Consider the following 16402-nt stretch of genomic DNA (forward strand, 5'->3'; position numbering starts at 1 on the left):
ATGCGCAACCACGGCGCGCAGAAGCAGAAGCAGAAGCAGTGTCTGATGCTGGCCGCAGGCCTCTCTTCGCGCATGGGCGCATGGAAGATGCTGCTGCCCTGGGGAGCGGCTACCGTTCTGGATAGCGCCCTGGAGAATGCGCTTTCCTTTTGCGATCGAGTAGTGCTGGTGACCGGCTATCAGGGCGTGCGCCTGCATCAGCGCTATGCAGGCCATGTCGGGATAGCGCTGTGTCATAACCCACATTATTTACAGGGCATGTTCTCTTCCATTCGTTGTGGCGCTAAGCAGCTGGTTCCCGGTGATTTTTTTGTGGTGCCTGGCGATATGCCGCTGCTGAGCGGGGATATTTACGCCGCGCTCTGGCAGCACCGTGACCACAACTGCTGTCTGGTGCCGGAATACGCGGGCGGCCGTGGGCATCCGGTGCTGCTGCCAGCTGATATGCGTGAGGTCATTTTACAGGCGCAGGCGGATGCGAATCTGAAGGCGCTAGTCAACGCAAGAGGGCGTTACGCGGTTCCTGTCGCCACGCCCGCGATTCACTGGGATCTTGATACGCCCGAACAATATGAAAAACGCTTACGCGCCTCGTTTAAGCCAGACCATACTTTTTGATCTTACGGTAGAGCGTTGCCACGCCGATCCCCAGCTCATCGGCAATCTGTTTTTTATTGTGAACGCGCTGAAGCGCCTCCTCGATCAGCGTTTTTTCTACCGTTTTTAGGTTGGATGGCGCATCGTTTTCTGCTGGTGCGGCAGGAAAGGCAGGTGCAGCTGAAGAGACAAGCTCTCCAGCGTCGGGTACTGCATCGCGGTAAGCGCGGATGTGATAAACCGGCGGCAACAGCGAGCTGTCAATGATTTCCCCCTCCGGTACAATATTCACCAGATACTCTACCAGGTTGCTTAACTCCCTTACGTTGCCAGGCCACGGATAAGCGCTTAACAGGCGTAACACCTCCGGACTCACGCCGGTCACCGAGCGGCCAATTCTTTCCGCATGCAGAGCAAGGAAGTGATTCAGCAGCAGAACCAGATCGTTTTCCCGTTGCCGTAACGGAGGAAGGTAAAGCGGCACCACATTCAGACGATAGTAGAGATCTTCGCGAAACTGCCCTTGGTTAATTTTCTCCTGAAGGTTCTGGTGCGTCGCAGAAATAATACGAATATCGACCGGCACGGGCTGGCTGGCGCCGACTGGCATGACTTCACGGCTTTCAATGGCGCGCAGCAGCCGCGCCTGTAGCGTCAGCGGCATATCGCCGATTTCATCAAGGAACAGCGTGCCGCCATTTGCCAGCTGGATTAACCCTTTTTTGCCGCCGGGGGCCGCACCGGTAAAGGCACCTTTCGCATAGCCGAACAGTTCGCTCTCCAGCAGATTTTCCGGTATCGCCGCGCAATTAATCGCCACAAAGGCTTTATCATCGCGCGGGCTTAAACGATGAATAGCGTGGGCAACCACCTCTTTGCCGGTGCCGCTTTCTCCCATAATCATCACGCTTGACGGACTGGGCGCGATGCGTTTAATCAGCGCCTTAAGCGCGCGCATGGCGCGGGAGTCACCCGTCAGATTGTTTATTTCCGGCGCTTCCGGCTCGCGCCGATCGTTTATGGGTTGCAGGTGATGAAACAGCACCATTAACACGCCGTTATCGCTCTCTTGCCAACGGCCAGACAAACGCCAGCAGCGATCGTTAAGGCTCAGGGTTATATCCTGCTCCTGATTTTGTTGTTTTAGTAAAGGCGAAAGCACTGCCGGATTGCGCTGCAAATCGTTAATATCCAGCTGTTGGCGCGCAAATTTATTGGTGAAAATAATGCGGCGTTGCGCATCAAAAATAATAACGCCCTGTTCTGTTTGTTGCGCCATAAATATCAGCAAGGGATCGACGCGGCGCTCTTTGCGTTGTAGTTCATTAATATTTGCCGCCAGCAGCGTAGTAATATGGCGAATATATTCAATAAACATACTGGTATGGGTACGCAAACGCTGGAGTTGATCATTATTCATTGCCACAAGACTGATCACACCAAGGCAGCGCTGCTGATAAATCACCGGAACGCCAACAAAGCCTCGCTCTTTGCAACTTTCCCGTTGGGTACAGGCCTGGCATAACGCATTACGCTGAGAATCAAAAATAACAACGTCGTGTTGCTTGTCGATCACCTCAGATAACAACAGTGTATTGCTGGCGGGAACCTGGCCCAACCGCTGGCTGTAAGGGCCGGTCCCGGCAATGCGATGCAGCGTGTTATCAACAATTTCAACTTCCAGATGCAGGACATTCGCTAACAGCGCGGCAAAATGCTGCACCGTTTTTTGGATCTTCATCAGCGTAGAGCTGTTGTCTGTTTCATCACTCGATGCCATGAGCGCCGCAGGCTGTTCATCAAGGACGTTATCATCGGGCGCTTCTCTCAATTTGATAACGGGCGCTTCTTTTCTCATTTTGATCCCTCTGGCAATCCACATTCGCCATATTTATTTTTCTTCCGCAGCAAGAGTAGCGCCAAAATAGCCCGGAAAAACATGACAGAAGCCACACTCTGTATCTCATGACAAAACCTGGCACAAAACTTGTTTGTTCCATTCCAGAACGTTTTCTCTTTTATCAACAGGCGACGTCTATTCTGCGATTTAACTCGAAAAGGTATTCAAATAATGGATGAAATAAAACGACTGATTAAGCTGAGCCGTGAGAAAAAATCTGCTTTGCATAAAAAAGATTTTTTACTGAGCTGGGAACAAACGCGTGATGAACTGGAGCAGGTACTTTACCTGGCGGAAGCGTTAAAACTGATGCGCGCTGGCAATATTGATACGCGCGTTTTCAATAACGGGCTGGGTATTTCTCTCTTTCGCGATAATTCTACGCGCACGCGTTTCTCGTATGCCTCAGCGCTTAATTTGCTGGGGCTGGCGCAGCAGGATTTGGATGAGGGGAAATCACAAATTGCTCATGGGGAAACGGTGCGTGAAACGGCCAATATGATCGCCTTCTGCGCGGAAGCGATTGGCATTCGGGACGATATGTATCTCGGTGCGGGCAATGCCTATATGCGTGAAGTTGGCGCGGCGCTTGATGAAGGCTATCAGTGCGGCGTGCTGCCGCAGCGTCCGGCGGTGATTAATCTGCAATGCGATATCGATCACCCCACGCAGGCAATGGCGGATCTCGCCTGGCTGAAAGAGCATTTTGGCTCGCTGGAGCAGCTCAAAGGGAAAAAAATCGCCATGACCTGGGCCTATTCGCCCAGCTACGGCAAGCCGCTCTCCGTACCGCAAGGGATCATAGGGCTGATGACCCGCTTCGGCATGGATGTGACGCTGGCGCATCCGGAAGGTTATGGGCTGCTGCCTGAGGTGCTTGACGTGGCGGCCAATAATGCCCGCGCCTCCGGCGGTAGCTTCCGGCAGGTTGCGTCGATGGAAGCGGCATTTAAGGATGCCGATATCGTCTATCCAAAATCCTGGGCGCCGTGGCAGATCATGCAGCAGCGTACCGAGCTGCTGCGGAATCAGGATCAGGTTGGCCTGAAAGCGCTGGAGCAAACCTGCCTGGCGGAAAACGCCCGCCATCAGCACTGGCACTGTAGCGAAGAGATGATGAAGCTGACGCGCAACGGCAGCGCGCTCTATATGCACTGCCTGCCAGCAGACATCAGCGGGGTCTCCTGCGAACACGGCGAGGTGGCGGCCAGCGTCTTTGAGCGTTACCGCATCCCAACCTATAAAGAAGCCAGCTGGAAGCCGCTGATTATCGCCGCCATGATTCTGGCGCGTAAGTTCACCAATCCGGCCGATATTCTGGCGCAGCGCCTTGAGGCGGCCGTGCCGCGCATCTGTAAATAAACGCCCAGGCGTGTGGTTCGCTACCGGCAAACCAGCGCCAGTTTGCTGCTGTTTTGACTTGAGGAAGCTCTATGTCTCAATTCGAGTTACGTATGCAGATAGCCGACAACGCTAATCTGCGGCCGCAGCGGGATGCGGTATTTAACACTGACGCCGCCCGGCAGGCCCGCCGTTTTCACCGCACGCTCAGCGGTTATCAACCCACGCCGGTTTATGCGCTGGATAGCTTTGCCAGTGCTTTGGGGGTCGATAAGGTGCTGGTAAAGGATGAATCGCAGCGCTTTAACCTTAACGCTTTCAAAATGCTGGGCGGCACCTGGGCGGTGGCGCAGCTGTTGTGCAAAATCTGGCAGCTGGATGTTGCCACTTTCTCTTTCGATACCTTTCGCCAGCAGCCGCATCCGCCGCTCACGCTGGCGACCACCACCGACGGCAATCATGGCCGGGGCGTGGCGTGGGCGGCCAAAGCGCTGGGCCAGCACGCGGTTATCTATATGCCGAAAGGCTCCTCTGCGGCGCGCGTTAAACATATCACCGATCTCGGCGCGGAATGCATCGTTACGGATATGAACTACGACGATACCGTGCGTTTGACGCTGCGCCATGCTCAGGAGAAAGGCTGGCATATGGTGCAGGATACCGCCTGGCAAGGCTACGAAGAGATTCCTACCTGGATTATGCAGGGCTACGCCACGCTGGCCGATGAGGCGGTAGAGCAGCTGGATGCGCTGATCGCTGCGCCGCCGACGCACGTGCTGCTGCAGGCGGGCGTCGGCGCGATGGCGGCTGGGGTGCTGGGTTATCTGGTCGATCATTATGGGCCTGGCGCCGTGCGGGCGATAGTGGTGGAGCCGGAGCGTGCCGACTGCCTTTATCGTTCCGGCGTACAGGGCCAGATCGTCAACGTCGGCGGCGAGCTGAACACCATTATGGCGGGGCTGGCCTGCGGCGAACCCAACCCGTTGGGCTGGCCGCTGCTGCGCAACAATGTGCATCACTTTATCTCCTGCGAAGATCGCGTTGCAGCGTTAGGCATGCGCGTTCTGGGCAACCCCCTTAAGGGCGATGCGGCGATTATTGCCGGGGAGTCAGGCGCGCCCGGTATGGGCGTACTGGCGGCGCTGTTGCACCACCCGCAGCGTCAGCGGCTGATGCAACAGCTTCATCTCACACCCGACTCACGCGTACTGATCATCAATACCGAAGGCGATACGGATCCTCAGCACTACCGTGAAGTGGTCTGGGAAGGCAAAGACGGAATATCACATCATTAAACAAGGATCACAGCGATGGCTAAACCAATTCCTTTCAGCGACATTTTGGCGCTGGCAAAAAAATATCAACCGGAAATGACGCGCTTTTTACGCGACATGGTGGCGATCCCCAGCGAAAGCTGCGATGAAAAGCGCGTGGCGCAGCGGATTAAACAAGAGATGGAAAAAGTGGGCTTCGATAAGGTAGAAATCGATCCCATGGGCAATGTGCTGGGCTATATCGGCCACGGTCCGCGCCTGCTGGCGATGGATGCGCATATCGATACGGTCGGCGTGGGCAACATCAATAACTGGACTTTCGATCCCTACCTCGGCATGGAGGATGATGAAATCATCGGTGGCCGTGGCACATCCGATCAGGAGGGCGGTATGGCCTCCATGGTCTATGCCGGGAAAATTATCAAGGACCTGGGACTGGAAGATGAATATCAGCTGTTGGTCACCGGCACCGTACAGGAAGAGGACTGCGACGGCCTGTGCTGGCAGTACATTATTGAGCAATCAAACATTCGGCCGGAATTCGTGGTGAGTACCGAACCCACCGACTGCCGTATTTATCGCGGTCATCGCGGCAGGATGGAGATTCGCGTTGAGGTTGAGGGCATTAGCTGTCATGGCTCCGCGCCGGAGCGCGGCGATAACGCAATTTTCAAAATGGCGCCGATATTGCTGGAGCTGCAAACGCTGGCCGACAGGCTGGGCAACGATGAATTCCTGGGCAAGGGCACGCTGACGGTTTCAGAAATCTTCTTTACCTCGCCAAGCCGCTGCGCCGTAGCGGACAGCTGCGCCGTCTCTATTGACCGTCGTCTGACCTGGGGCGAAAGCTGGGAAGGGGCGTTGGAAGAGATTCGTGCCTTACCGGCGGTGCAGAAAGCCGGGGCGAAAGTCTCGCTCTATCAATATGACCGTCCTTCCTGGACCGGCCTGACCTATCCCACCGAATGTTACTTCCCCACCTGGAAGGTGCCAGAAGACCACTTTACGGTACGGGCATTAACTACCGCCTATCAGGGACTGTTTCAACAGCCGCCGACAGTGGATAAATGGACCTTTTCCACCAACGGGGTTTCGATCATGGGCCGTCACGGCATCCCGGTGATCGGCTTTGGGCCGGGTAAAGAACCGGAAGCGCATGCGCCCAACGAGAAGACCTGGAAATCGCATCTTGTCACCTGTGCGGCGATGTACGCGGCAATTCCGCTGGCATGGCTGCAACAGGATAGTTAAGCCGCTAAGGAGCGCCCGGCCGGGCGCTCCAGGAGTCGTATCATGTTAACACTGATTAAAGGCGGGACGCTGGTTGACGATACGCGGGAACAGCGGGGCGACCTGCTGATCGAGGGTGAAAAAATCATCAAAACCGCCGCGCGCATTGATGCTGCCGTCGCCGATCGGATTATCGACGCCAGCGGCCTGCTGGTTATGCCCGGCGGCGTTGATGTCCATACGCATTTTAATATTGATACCGGCAGCGCCGTTAGCTGTGATGACTTTTATAGCGGCACGCGCGCGGCGGCCTGCGGCGGCACCACCACGATTGTCGATCATATGGGGTTTGGCCCCGCTGGCTGCAACCTGCATCATCAGCTGGAAAAATATCATCGCGATGCACGCGGCAAGGCGGTGATTGACTACAGCTTTCACGGTGTGATTCAGCATGTTGATGAAGCTATCCTGGATGAACTCTACGCCATGGTGCATATGGAGGGCATCAGCAGCTTTAAATTCTATCTGACCTATCAATATCACCTGAATGACGGCGATGTATTACGTTTGCTGGAGCGTCTGAAAGAGGTCGGTGCGTTGGCAACGGTACATCCGGAAAATGATGCGGTTATCGCGCATCATCGCCAACGGTTGCTGGCTGAAAACAAGCGTGCGCCGATCTGGCATGCCTTAAGCCGCCCGGTAGCCTGTGAAGCGGAGGCCATCGCCCGCAGCATCAATCTTGCCCAGCTGGCGGGTAACGCGCCGCTGTACATTGTGCATCTTTCTAACGGCCTGGGGATGGACTATATCAAGCTGGCGAAAGCGCGCGGGCAACCGGTATGGATGGAGACCTGCCCACAATATCTGCTGCTGGATATTGGGCATTATCAGCGTGAAGATGCGCTGAAATATATTCTTAGCCCGCCGCTGCGGCCTCATCCGGAGCTGGACAGCCTGTGGGGCGGCATCAACGACGGCAGTATCGATACGGTCGCGACCGACCACTGCACCTTCCCCTATTCCCTGCGGCAGGCGCGCGCGGCGGAGGATTTTACCCGCTGCCCGAACGGCCTGCCCGGCGTAGAAAATCGTCTGGCGCTGCTGTTCTCCGAAGGGGTGGCGAAAGGCAGGATTAGCGCTTCCCGCTTTGTCGCGTTGACCAGCGCCAATCCGGCGCGCTTGTTTGGTCTGTGGCCGGATAAAGGCAGCCTGCGCCCCGGCAGTGATGCCGATCTGGTGCTGTTCGATCCGCAGCGTCGTCAGGTGATTCGGCACGCCGATCTTCATGACAATACGGATTACTCTCCCTGGGAAGGCTTTGCCTGTGATGGCTGGCCGGTGATAACCCTTTCACGAGGCGAGATTGTCTGGCAGGACGGCATATTCTGCGGCCAGGCAGGGCATGGGCGCTTTATCCATCGCAAACCTTTTTTCTTAAAACATCAGGAAGCCAAATGAAGCAGAGAATAGTATTGGCCCTTGGCGGCAACGCCTTAGGCAAAGGCCTGGCCGAGCAGATGAAGGCGGTTCATACCACGGCATCGGCGATTGTCGACTTGATTGCCGCGGGGCACGAACTGGTGATTACGCACGGTAATGGCCCGCAGGTGGGTATGATCCATCAGGCTTTTGAAGCGGCGGCCCATACGCCAACCCATTCACCTGTGTTGCCGATGTCGGTATGCGTGGCGCTAAGCCAGGGGTATATCGGTTACGATCTGCAAAACGCCATTCGGGAAAGGTTGCTTAAACGCGGTATCCACAAGTGCGTCACCTCGTTAATTACTCAGGTACGCGTCGATGCCGACGATCCCGCTTTTCTCTGTCCGGATAAGCCGATCGGCAGCTTTTTAACCAGAGAAAATGCCGACGCGCTGGCAGCTCAGGGCGTGGCGGTTAAACAGGACGCGGGGCGTGGCTGGCGACGTGTAGTGGCGTCGCCGGAGCCGAAAGAGATCGTTGAGATTGACGCCATCGACGCGCTGTTGGCCGCAGGCGTGGTGCCGGTGACCATCGGCGGCGGCGGCATTCCGGTGGTGGCGGAAGGCGAGGGGCTGAAAGGCGTCAGCGCGGTGATTGATAAAGATCGAGCCAGCGCGATTCTGGCGCGCGATCTGAATGCCGATATGCTGATCATTTTAACGGCAGTAGAGAAAGTGGCGATTAACTTTAATACGCCACAACAGCGCGACCTTGATCATATGACAGCAGCTGAAGCTGAAAGGTACATTGCTGAAGGGCAATTTGCGCCCGGTTCGATGTTGCCAAAAGTTGAAGCGGCTCTGACGTTTGCCGCTTCGCGCCCCGGCAGGAAAACGTTAATCACACTGCTGGAGCGCGCCAAAGACGGGATTGCTGGTTTAACCGGAACTACTATTAGCGGCTAAGCGGCATGGGTTTTTCCACCGGCACCAGCCTGGCGGCCGACGCCCGATGATCCTGCGGCAGCATTATCGAGCTTATCTGGCCGGTACGATGCAACTGAATCAGCTCGGCGATAATGCTGACGGCAATCTCCATTGGCGTCTCTGCGCCAATCTTCAGGCCAAGCGGAGCATGCAGCCGCGCCAGCTGCTCTTCGCTAAGGCCATGTTCTTTACGCAGCAGGTTGCGGAAATGGTGCGCTTTGCGCGTGCTCGCCAGTAACCCCAGATAGCGGAGCGGCAAAGAGATAAGCTGTTCCAGCGCTTCGCGATCTTCATGGTTGGTGGCGATAATCACATAGCTTTGATCGTCAAGGCCCAACTGAGGCACGATGGCGGCGTAATCGTTGCCGCCTACGCGTCGGCATACGGCTGGCAGCTCAGGATGCTGTAAATTAGCGGGCCAGGTATCCGCCAGCGTGACGATAAAGCCCAGCCCCACGGCCAGCCTGGCAACCTCGCGGTTAACATGTCCCGCCCCCAGCAGAAAAAGCGCTGGCCGACGTGGATAAACCGCAATATGAATGGTCATCGCGCCGCCGCAGTCTGAACCTACCGCGTTTTCGCCCTGACGTGCCAGCCGCGCCTCAAAAAGACGGGAAGCGCCCTGTACGATCGCCTCCCGCGCCGCCTCAATAGCCAGCCGCTCCATCATTCCGCCGCCAATAGTGCCTGCCGTATCGCCCTGCTCGGTGACGATCATCCAGGCGGAATGACGCGGCGTAGAGCCGCGGCTCTCAATAATTTGCAGCAGGGCAAAGGCGCGATTCTGTTCCTCAAGGCGCGCCAGCTCGTTAAATAAACGCATCGCTGTTCCTCCTTTATATCGATACCTGCTACCTCGCAACTCTTATGCCACTTCTTCATCACTATAAAAATCATTAGGTTAACGATTGTTTCAGCGTTTTTTTTCTCATAGTGAGAAAACCAGAATCACTCTGACAACGTCTGATGATATTTCGCTTAACAGAGTGAGAAACCGCTCACGCTCTGCGCTTGAAAACGTCGATACGGGCGGGGTGGTCTGGAAGTTGCTTTAAGCAGATAACGGCCTGCGCGAACGAAACTGATATGGCGCAGCGGGCTGGCAAAACACAATAAATTTCAGCAAGGAGCAATGTATGGCTGACATTATGCGTCCTATTCCCTTTAGTGAGCTACTGACGCGTATCTGTGCCGAATATGAAGAGGAACAAAGCATTTTCGGCATCCCTGAAAGCGAATTTTATGTCCGTAACCCGGAGAAGCAAATATCCCTGTTTGGCGAAACCTGCGATACGGCGATTGGCCCGGCGGCGGGACCGCATACGCAGCTGGCGCCCAATATTATTGTCGCCTGGCTGACCGGCGGCAGTTTCATTGAGCTGAAAACGGTACAAATTCTCGATCGGCTGGAGCTGGAGAAACCCTGTATTGATTCCAGCGATGAGGCGTTTAATACCGAATGGTCTACTGAATTTACCCTGGCGAAAGCGTGGGATGAATATCTCAAAGCCTGGTTTGCGCTCTGGCTGCTGGAGGCGCTGCTGTCGCCGCGTCATGCCGGTCAGGGCCGCTCGTTTATCTTTAATATGAGCGTGGGTTACGATCTCAAAGGCATCACTCAGCCGCCAATGCAGAAATTCATCAATGAGATGCTGGATGCCGGTCACACCGAGAAATTTAACCGCTATCGTCAGGAGCTGGCGCAGTTTATTCAGCGCGGCGGCTGGCGTTTACTGGCTAAAGCCACGCCCGCCGTGCTGCAACAGCTCACAGAAACCATCCATCCGCACCTGGTGCGCAGCGTCATGCTCTCAACCATGCATGGCTGCCCGCCCGATGAAATTGAATCGATCTGCCGCTATATGCTGACAGAGAAAAAGATTCACACCTTCGTCAAACTCAATCCTACGCTGCTAGGTTACGGGAAGGTGCGCACTATTCTTGATGGCAACGGCTTTGACTATATTGAGCTGGATGAAGAGGCCTTCAGCCACGATCTCCAGCTGGCGCAGGCGCTGGCGATGCTGGAACGCCTGATGGCGCTGGCTCAGGAAAAGCAGCTTAGTTTCGGCGTCAAACTCACCAACACGCTGGGCACCCGCAACCATAAAAAACGCCTGCCGGGCGATGAAATGTATATGTCCGGGCGGGCGCTCTTTCCGCTGTCGATAAACGTGGCGGCGCTGCTTTCACGTCATTTTCACGGGCAGCTGCCCATCTCTTATTCAGGCGGCGCCAGCCAGTACAATATCTGCGATATTTTCGCCACCGGCATTCAGCCCATTACCATGGCAACGGATTTGCTGAAGCCGGGCGGGTATTTACGTATGGCGGCCTGCGCCCGGCTGCTGGATAGCAGCGTGCCGCGTCAGGCGCCAGGGATCGACGTCGAACGGCTTAACGCGCTCGCCAGTCAGTCGCTGGAAGTGGCATGGGCGCAAAAAAGCTGGAAGGGGCAAGCGGAAATTGATGCGGGCGGGCCGCTGCCGCTTACCGACTGCTATATCGCCCCCTGCGTGACCGCCTGCGCCATTAAACAAGATATTCCGGAATATCTGCGGCTGGCCGGAGAAGGGCGTTATGTCGATGCGCTGTCATTGATTTATCAGCGTAATGCGCTGCCTTCGATTACCGGTCATATCTGCGATCATCAGTGTCAGTACAACTGTACGCGGCTGGATTACGACAACGCGCTCAATATTCGCCAGATCAAAAAAATCGTGCGTGAAAAAGGATGGGAAGGCTACCGTCAGCGCTGGCATAAGCCCGCCGGTTCGGGCACCAAACATCCGGTTGCGGTGATTGGCGCGGGGCCCGCCGGTCTGGCCGCGGGCTATTTTCTGGCGCGAGCCGGTCATCCGGTCACGCTATTTGAACGTGAAGAGAACGCAGGCGGCATCGTCAGAAATATCGTGCCACGGTTTCGCATTCCCGCTGAGCTGGTTGAACAGGATATCGCTTTTATCGCCGAACACGGCGTGAAATTCGTCTATGGCTGTGGGGAAGGGATAACGCCCGCCACGCTGAAGCAGCAGGGGTTCCACTATGTCTGCATCGCGACGGGCGCGGGCAGCAGCAACCGGCTATCGCTTGCAGGCGATAACCCCAACGTTTTGCCCTCCTTCCAGTTTCTGCGTCAGTTTAATCAGCACCGGGTTGCGCTGCATGGCGACATCGCCGTGGTGGGAGCGGGGAATACCGCGATGGACTGCGCCCGCGCCGCGCTGCGGCTTGAAGGCGTGAAGAGCGCAACCATTATCTATCGCCGTCAGCCAGAGGATATGCCCGCCTGGCCGGAGGAAATCGCTGAAGCCAGAGCCGAAGGCGTGACCTTTATGACGCTGGTTAATCCGGAACGTTACGATCCTGATGGAACGCTGCAGCTACGCATCATGCAGCCCGGCGAGCCGGATAAGGATGGCCGTCGTCGTCCTGTCGCCACGGAACGGACGCTGACACATCATTTCGACGCGTTGATTACCGCTACCGGCGAAAAAAACGATGAACAGCTGTTACAGCAGTTTGGCCTGACGCCGAAGCGTGACGGGATACCTGACATCAATCCGGCAACGCTGGAAACCGCCATAGAGAACGTCTTTCTGATTGGCGATGTGCAAAGCGGCCCGGCCTCTATCGTGGCGGCCATCGGCGGCGCGCGTAAGGCCTGCGATGCTATCCTGGCGCGAGAAAATATCCGCAGCGATACGCCGCCTTATTATCTGAATACCGATCCGCGTGAAGTGTATGCGCGCAAAGGGCGCATTGCGCTGCGCCAGCTCGCTTCTGATGCGCCCGATGCCTTTGCCCGTCAGGAGGCGGCGCGCTGTCTCTCTTGCAACTACGTCTGCAGCAAGTGCGTTGATGTCTGCCCGAATCGGGCAAATGTCGCCATCGCCGTGCCGGGCTTTAACAGCCGCCAGCAGATTTTGCATCTGGACGCGTTGTGTAATGAGTGCGGTAACTGCGCGCAGTTCTGCCCATGGCAGGGCAAACCCTATACCGACAAGATCACCCTATTTAGCCTGGCGCAGGATTTTAATAACAGCAGCAATCCTGGTTTCCTGCTGGGCAAAGAGGAGATTCGTATCCGCCACGACGGCAAGGTATGGCAGCTGAAGCTGAATGCGCAGCGACAAATCGTCGATCTGCCGGAAACGCTGGCCGGGATGGCCGCGATTATCGATTACATCCGACAGCATCACGCTTACTTATTAGGCACCGTGGAGGAATAATATGCTGCTACTCAAAAATTGTACCGCCGTTGAGCTGTTTCCCGCTTCGGTTAAACCCGCAACGGATATCGTGATTGCCGACGATAAAATAGTGGCGTTGGGCGAAAACCTGGCCGGGCGCTATACGCAAGCAACGGTCAAAGAGATGCATGGCAAGCTGGTTATGCCGGGGCTGGTTTGCGCACATAATCACTTCTATTCGGGACTGTCGCGCGGCGTAATGGCACCGATTGGCCCATGCCCGGATTTTATCTCCACCTTAAAAAACCTCTGGTGGCGTCTCGATCGGGCGTTGGATGAAGAGTCGCTCTATTACAGCGGCGTGATCTGCTCGCTGGAAGCGATCAAAAACGGCTGCACCGCCGTGATCGATCACCACGCTTCACCCGCTTTTATCAAAGGCTCGCTGGCGGTGCTGCGCGAGGCGTTTATTCACGTCGGCCTGCGCGGTATGATTTGTTTTGAGACCACCGATCGTAACGGCGGGCAGGCGGAGCTGCTGGCGGGAATCAAAGAAAACAGCGATTTTGCGCAGCTGATCGATCGGGAAAAACGACGGCATCCGCAGCGTTATCTGGTGGAGGCGCATATCGGCGCGCATGCGCCTTTCACCGTGCCGGATATCGGGCTGGAGCATCTTGCCGCCGCCTGTGAAGCAACCGGACGCGGGCTGCACATCCACGTGGCTGAAGATCGCTACGATGTCTCACACAGCCATGATAAATATGGTCTGGATCCGCTGGTGCGCCTCGATAAGTTTGGCCTGCTCAGTGAAAAAACCGTGATAGCGCATGGGCTGTGGCTGTCGCCGCAGGAAGTGGCGCTGTTAAACCAGCGCAATGCGTTCCTGGTGCATAACGCCCGCTCCAATATGAATAATCACGTTGGCTACAATGCTCATCTGCCTGCGGTGAAATGGGCGGCGCTGGGCACGGACGGCATCGGCTCCGATATGCTGGAAGAGTTAAAATTTGCCTGGTTTAAACATCGCGATGCGGGCGGTCTGGAGAGCACCGATAAATTTTTACAGATGCTTTATAACGGCAACCTGCTGCTGGAGCGTAACTTCGGTCAGCCTTTTGGGCGTCTGGCGGCGGGTTATACCGCCGATCTGACGGTCTTTGACTACGCCGCCCCAACGCCGCTCTGTGCGGAAAACCTCGCCGGGCATCTGGCTTTCGGCATGAGCAGCAGCAGCGTCGACAGCGTGTTTGTCGCCGGACAAGCCGTTTATCAGGATAAAGCCTTTGTGCTGGATGTCGCGCCGCTGTATGAAAAAGCCCGTATCGCGGCGCAAAAAATGTGGCGGCGTATGGCTGCTTTATAAACGCTTTTGCGGCGCGTAGCCGTTCTGCTATCTCCCTCTGCGGCGTCACCTCGCTTTCACGACGCCGCCTTTTTTTCTCATTCGTTAGCCTTTCCCGCCGTTTATCTCTCGACTTATTTCCTGTTGCTGCGGGAAAGCGTTTTTATCGCGCTGGCGGAGGCTATTGCGGAATGAGAAGCCACTTCTCAAAGTGAGAAACGAGGGTGATGTTTTCGCCGCCGATGTCAGCATCGCAATGAAAAAAGACGCTGTTTTGCTGGCGTGCGTCCCCGCTTTTAGCCCTTTCCCACGCTAACTCGTGATGTTCTTCACAGATACCTTTTTACCTTCGGGCTTTGCCCAATTCTGGCACGCCTTACGCATTAACCCAGCCATGCGCGCAACATCCTGATGGCAACATCAGATCAGGGAGGCAAAGGCCTTCGAATCGTAGCTCCTGACAAACTACGTAGGGGAGCCGTACAAAAGAGAACTGGTTTATGAAAGCATCCGCTCCATCTGCATTAAGCCCGCAAATCGTCTCATCTCCCGTGGATGAGGTGTTGCCCATTACCCAGATGTTCCTTTATGGACTGCAACATGTATTAGTGATGTACGCCGGTGCGGTCGCGGTTCCGTTGGTGATAGGCAGCGCTGTCGGGCTACCTGAACAGCATATCATTCTGCTTATTAGCACCGATTTATTTATCTGCGGCGCGGCGACGCTGGTGCAATCGCTGGGTGTCGGACGCTGGCTGGGCTGTAAGCTCCCTTTGATTCAGGGCTGCACCTTCGCTGCGCTGATCCCCATGGTGCTGATCGGCAAGGAGTACGGCCTTGGCGCCATCTCCGGGGCGGTGATTGTCGCCGGGGTTTTTATTCTGCTCTGCGCGCCCTGGATCAGCCGGTTAATCCGCTTTTTTCCCAAGGTGGTGATGGGATCTATTGTGACGCTGATCGGCCTGTCAATTATGCCGGTTGCTGGCGGCTGGGTCGGTGGCGGCAGTAGCGACATGAGTGATTTCGGCAATCTGCTTTCGCTATTAATGGCGGCGATTACCCTGGTGATCATTCTCAATCTTTATACCTTTGCGACCGGCATGATTAAAAATATTGCCGTGCTGATCGGTCTGGTTGCCGGAACGGTGATCTGGAATCTCTTTATCCCGCTTAATTTTAATCTTGTTTCCGCTACGGGCTGGTTTCATTTACCGCAGTTAATGCATTTTGCCCGACCTGAGTTTCATCTTCTGCCGGTTGCGCTGCTCTCAATGGTGATGGTGGTGGTGATGGTAGAAACCATGTCTTCGTTAATGGCGACGGGCGATATTGTCGGTAAAAACGTGGACGCCGTTATGCTACGCAACGGCCTGAATACCTGCGGGCTGGCGACCGTGGTTTGCGGTTTCTTTAATCTCTTTCCGTATGCCGCTTTTGCGCAAAACGTTGGCCTGATCGGTTTAACCGGCGTACGTAGCCGCTTTGTCGTCTCGCTCTCCGGCGGGATCCTGATGGTCATGGGCCTCTGCGCCAAAATGGCGGCGCTGGTGGTGCTGATCCCGAAACCCGTACTGGGCGGCGCAGGCATTGTGATGTTTGGCATGGTTGCCGTATCCGGCATCCGTACGCTGGGCCAGGTGGATTACCGCAATAACAATAATGGCCTGGTGGTGGCGCTGACCTTAGGGCTGGGCATGATGCCGGTGCTGGTTCCCGGCCTGTTCACGCAGTTTCCTTCGATGTTACAGCTGTTTATGCACAGCGGTATCACCATCGGCACCTTGATCGCGATTGTCGCCAACCTGACGCTTAACGGCATCGTGCATCCGAAAGCCGCCAAAGAGATGCCGGTTCCCGATCCGCTGCCGCCCAGTGCCGCCGCGCGTAACGTCGCTGTGCGTACCGTGCGGATGTGGCTATTGGTTCGCAAGGTGCAAAAAGAACAGCAGCAGTTGAAAAACAGGGGATAGCCATGTTGCTGCGTATTTTTCTGGCGACCGTATGGCTGTTTCTGCTGGCGCTGCCGCCAGTACAGAGCGCAGTAGCATCAGGGATCGGTCAGCGCTTTAGCTATTTACTGCTGTTTAATCTGGCATGGTGAAACGGGGCCT

The 16402-nt window shown here is 55.9% G+C and carries 12 protein-coding genes; 10 read left to right on the forward strand and 2 right to left on the reverse strand.

Going from position 1 to position 16402, the window contains the following annotated elements:
* Positions 1–618: an NTP transferase domain-containing protein gene (locus tag J2X14_RS12900; RefSeq protein ID WP_352411605.1), complete on the forward strand. Its 618-nt coding sequence runs from the start codon at positions 1–3 to the stop codon at positions 616–618.
* Here J2X14_RS12900 and J2X14_RS12905 read toward each other — a convergent pair.
* On the reverse strand, positions 596–2377 hold the full coding sequence (locus J2X14_RS12905) for a sigma 54-interacting transcriptional regulator (RefSeq protein ID WP_502890013.1): 1782 nt from the start codon (positions 2375–2377) through the stop codon (positions 596–598). The two genes, J2X14_RS12900 and J2X14_RS12905, sit on opposite strands and share 23 nt — an antisense overlap.
* A 291-nt stretch (positions 2378–2668) precedes the next feature.
* Here J2X14_RS12905 and ygeW point away from each other — a divergent pair, with 291 nt between their 5' ends.
* The 5 genes from ygeW (at position 2669) to arcC (ending at position 8732) form a co-directional block, all read left to right on the forward strand.
* Positions 2669–3859, forward strand: a complete 1191-nt coding sequence (gene ygeW, locus J2X14_RS12910) for a knotted carbamoyltransferase YgeW (RefSeq protein WP_352411607.1) — start codon at positions 2669–2671, stop codon at positions 3857–3859.
* A 71-nt stretch (positions 3860–3930) separates the two neighbouring features.
* Positions 3931–5133, forward strand: a complete 1203-nt coding sequence (locus tag J2X14_RS12915) for a diaminopropionate ammonia-lyase (RefSeq protein ID WP_352411608.1) — start codon at positions 3931–3933, stop codon at positions 5131–5133.
* Positions 5134–5148: 15 nt separating this feature from the next.
* Complete coding sequence (locus tag J2X14_RS12920; protein ID WP_352411609.1) at positions 5149–6363, forward strand: YgeY family selenium metabolism-linked hydrolase; 1215 nt, start codon at positions 5149–5151, stop codon at positions 6361–6363.
* Positions 6364–6405: 42 nt separating this feature from the next.
* The gene (gene hydA / locus J2X14_RS12925; protein ID WP_352411610.1) at positions 6406–7803 is read left to right on the forward strand and encodes a dihydropyrimidinase; all 1398 of its coding nucleotides are present in this window, start codon (positions 6406–6408) and stop codon (positions 7801–7803) included.
* Positions 7800–8732 (forward strand): carbamate kinase, encoded by a 933-nt coding sequence (gene arcC, locus J2X14_RS12930; protein ID WP_352411611.1) that lies wholly within the window; start codon positions 7800–7802, stop codon positions 8730–8732. The genes hydA and arcC overlap by 4 nt, the downstream gene beginning before the upstream one ends.
* Here arcC and J2X14_RS12935 read toward each other — a convergent pair.
* The gene (locus tag J2X14_RS12935; RefSeq protein ID WP_352411612.1) at positions 8722–9576 is read right to left on the reverse strand and encodes an XdhC family protein; all 855 of its coding nucleotides are present in this window, start codon (positions 9574–9576) and stop codon (positions 8722–8724) included. The genes arcC and J2X14_RS12935 overlap by 11 nt on opposite strands.
* Positions 9577–9889: 313 nt before the next feature.
* On the opposite strand from J2X14_RS12935, the gene ygfK reads away from it, so the two are divergent.
* From ygfK to J2X14_RS12955, 4 genes are all read left to right on the forward strand, one after another.
* The gene (gene ygfK, locus J2X14_RS12940; protein WP_352411613.1) at positions 9890–12985 is read left to right on the forward strand and encodes a putative selenate reductase subunit YgfK; all 3096 of its coding nucleotides are present in this window, start codon (positions 9890–9892) and stop codon (positions 12983–12985) included.
* Between the two features lies 1 nt (position 12986).
* Positions 12987–14312: a putative aminohydrolase SsnA gene (ssnA, locus tag J2X14_RS12945; RefSeq protein WP_352411614.1), complete on the forward strand. Its 1326-nt coding sequence runs from the start codon at positions 12987–12989 to the stop codon at positions 14310–14312.
* A gap of 479 nt (positions 14313–14791) precedes the next feature.
* Positions 14792–16261, forward strand: a complete 1470-nt coding sequence (locus tag J2X14_RS12950) for a nucleobase:cation symporter-2 family protein (protein WP_352411615.1) — start codon at positions 14792–14794, stop codon at positions 16259–16261.
* Between the two features lie 2 nt (positions 16262–16263).
* A complete protein-coding gene (locus J2X14_RS12955; RefSeq protein WP_352411616.1) occupies positions 16264–16392 on the forward strand; it encodes a hypothetical protein in 129 nt (42 codons plus the stop codon).
* Positions 16393–16402 lie beyond the last annotated feature (10 nt).

The sequence above is a fragment of the Mixta sp. BE291 genome, assembly GCF_031457955.1.
Taxonomy (GTDB): domain Bacteria; phylum Pseudomonadota; class Gammaproteobacteria; order Enterobacterales; family Enterobacteriaceae; genus Mixta.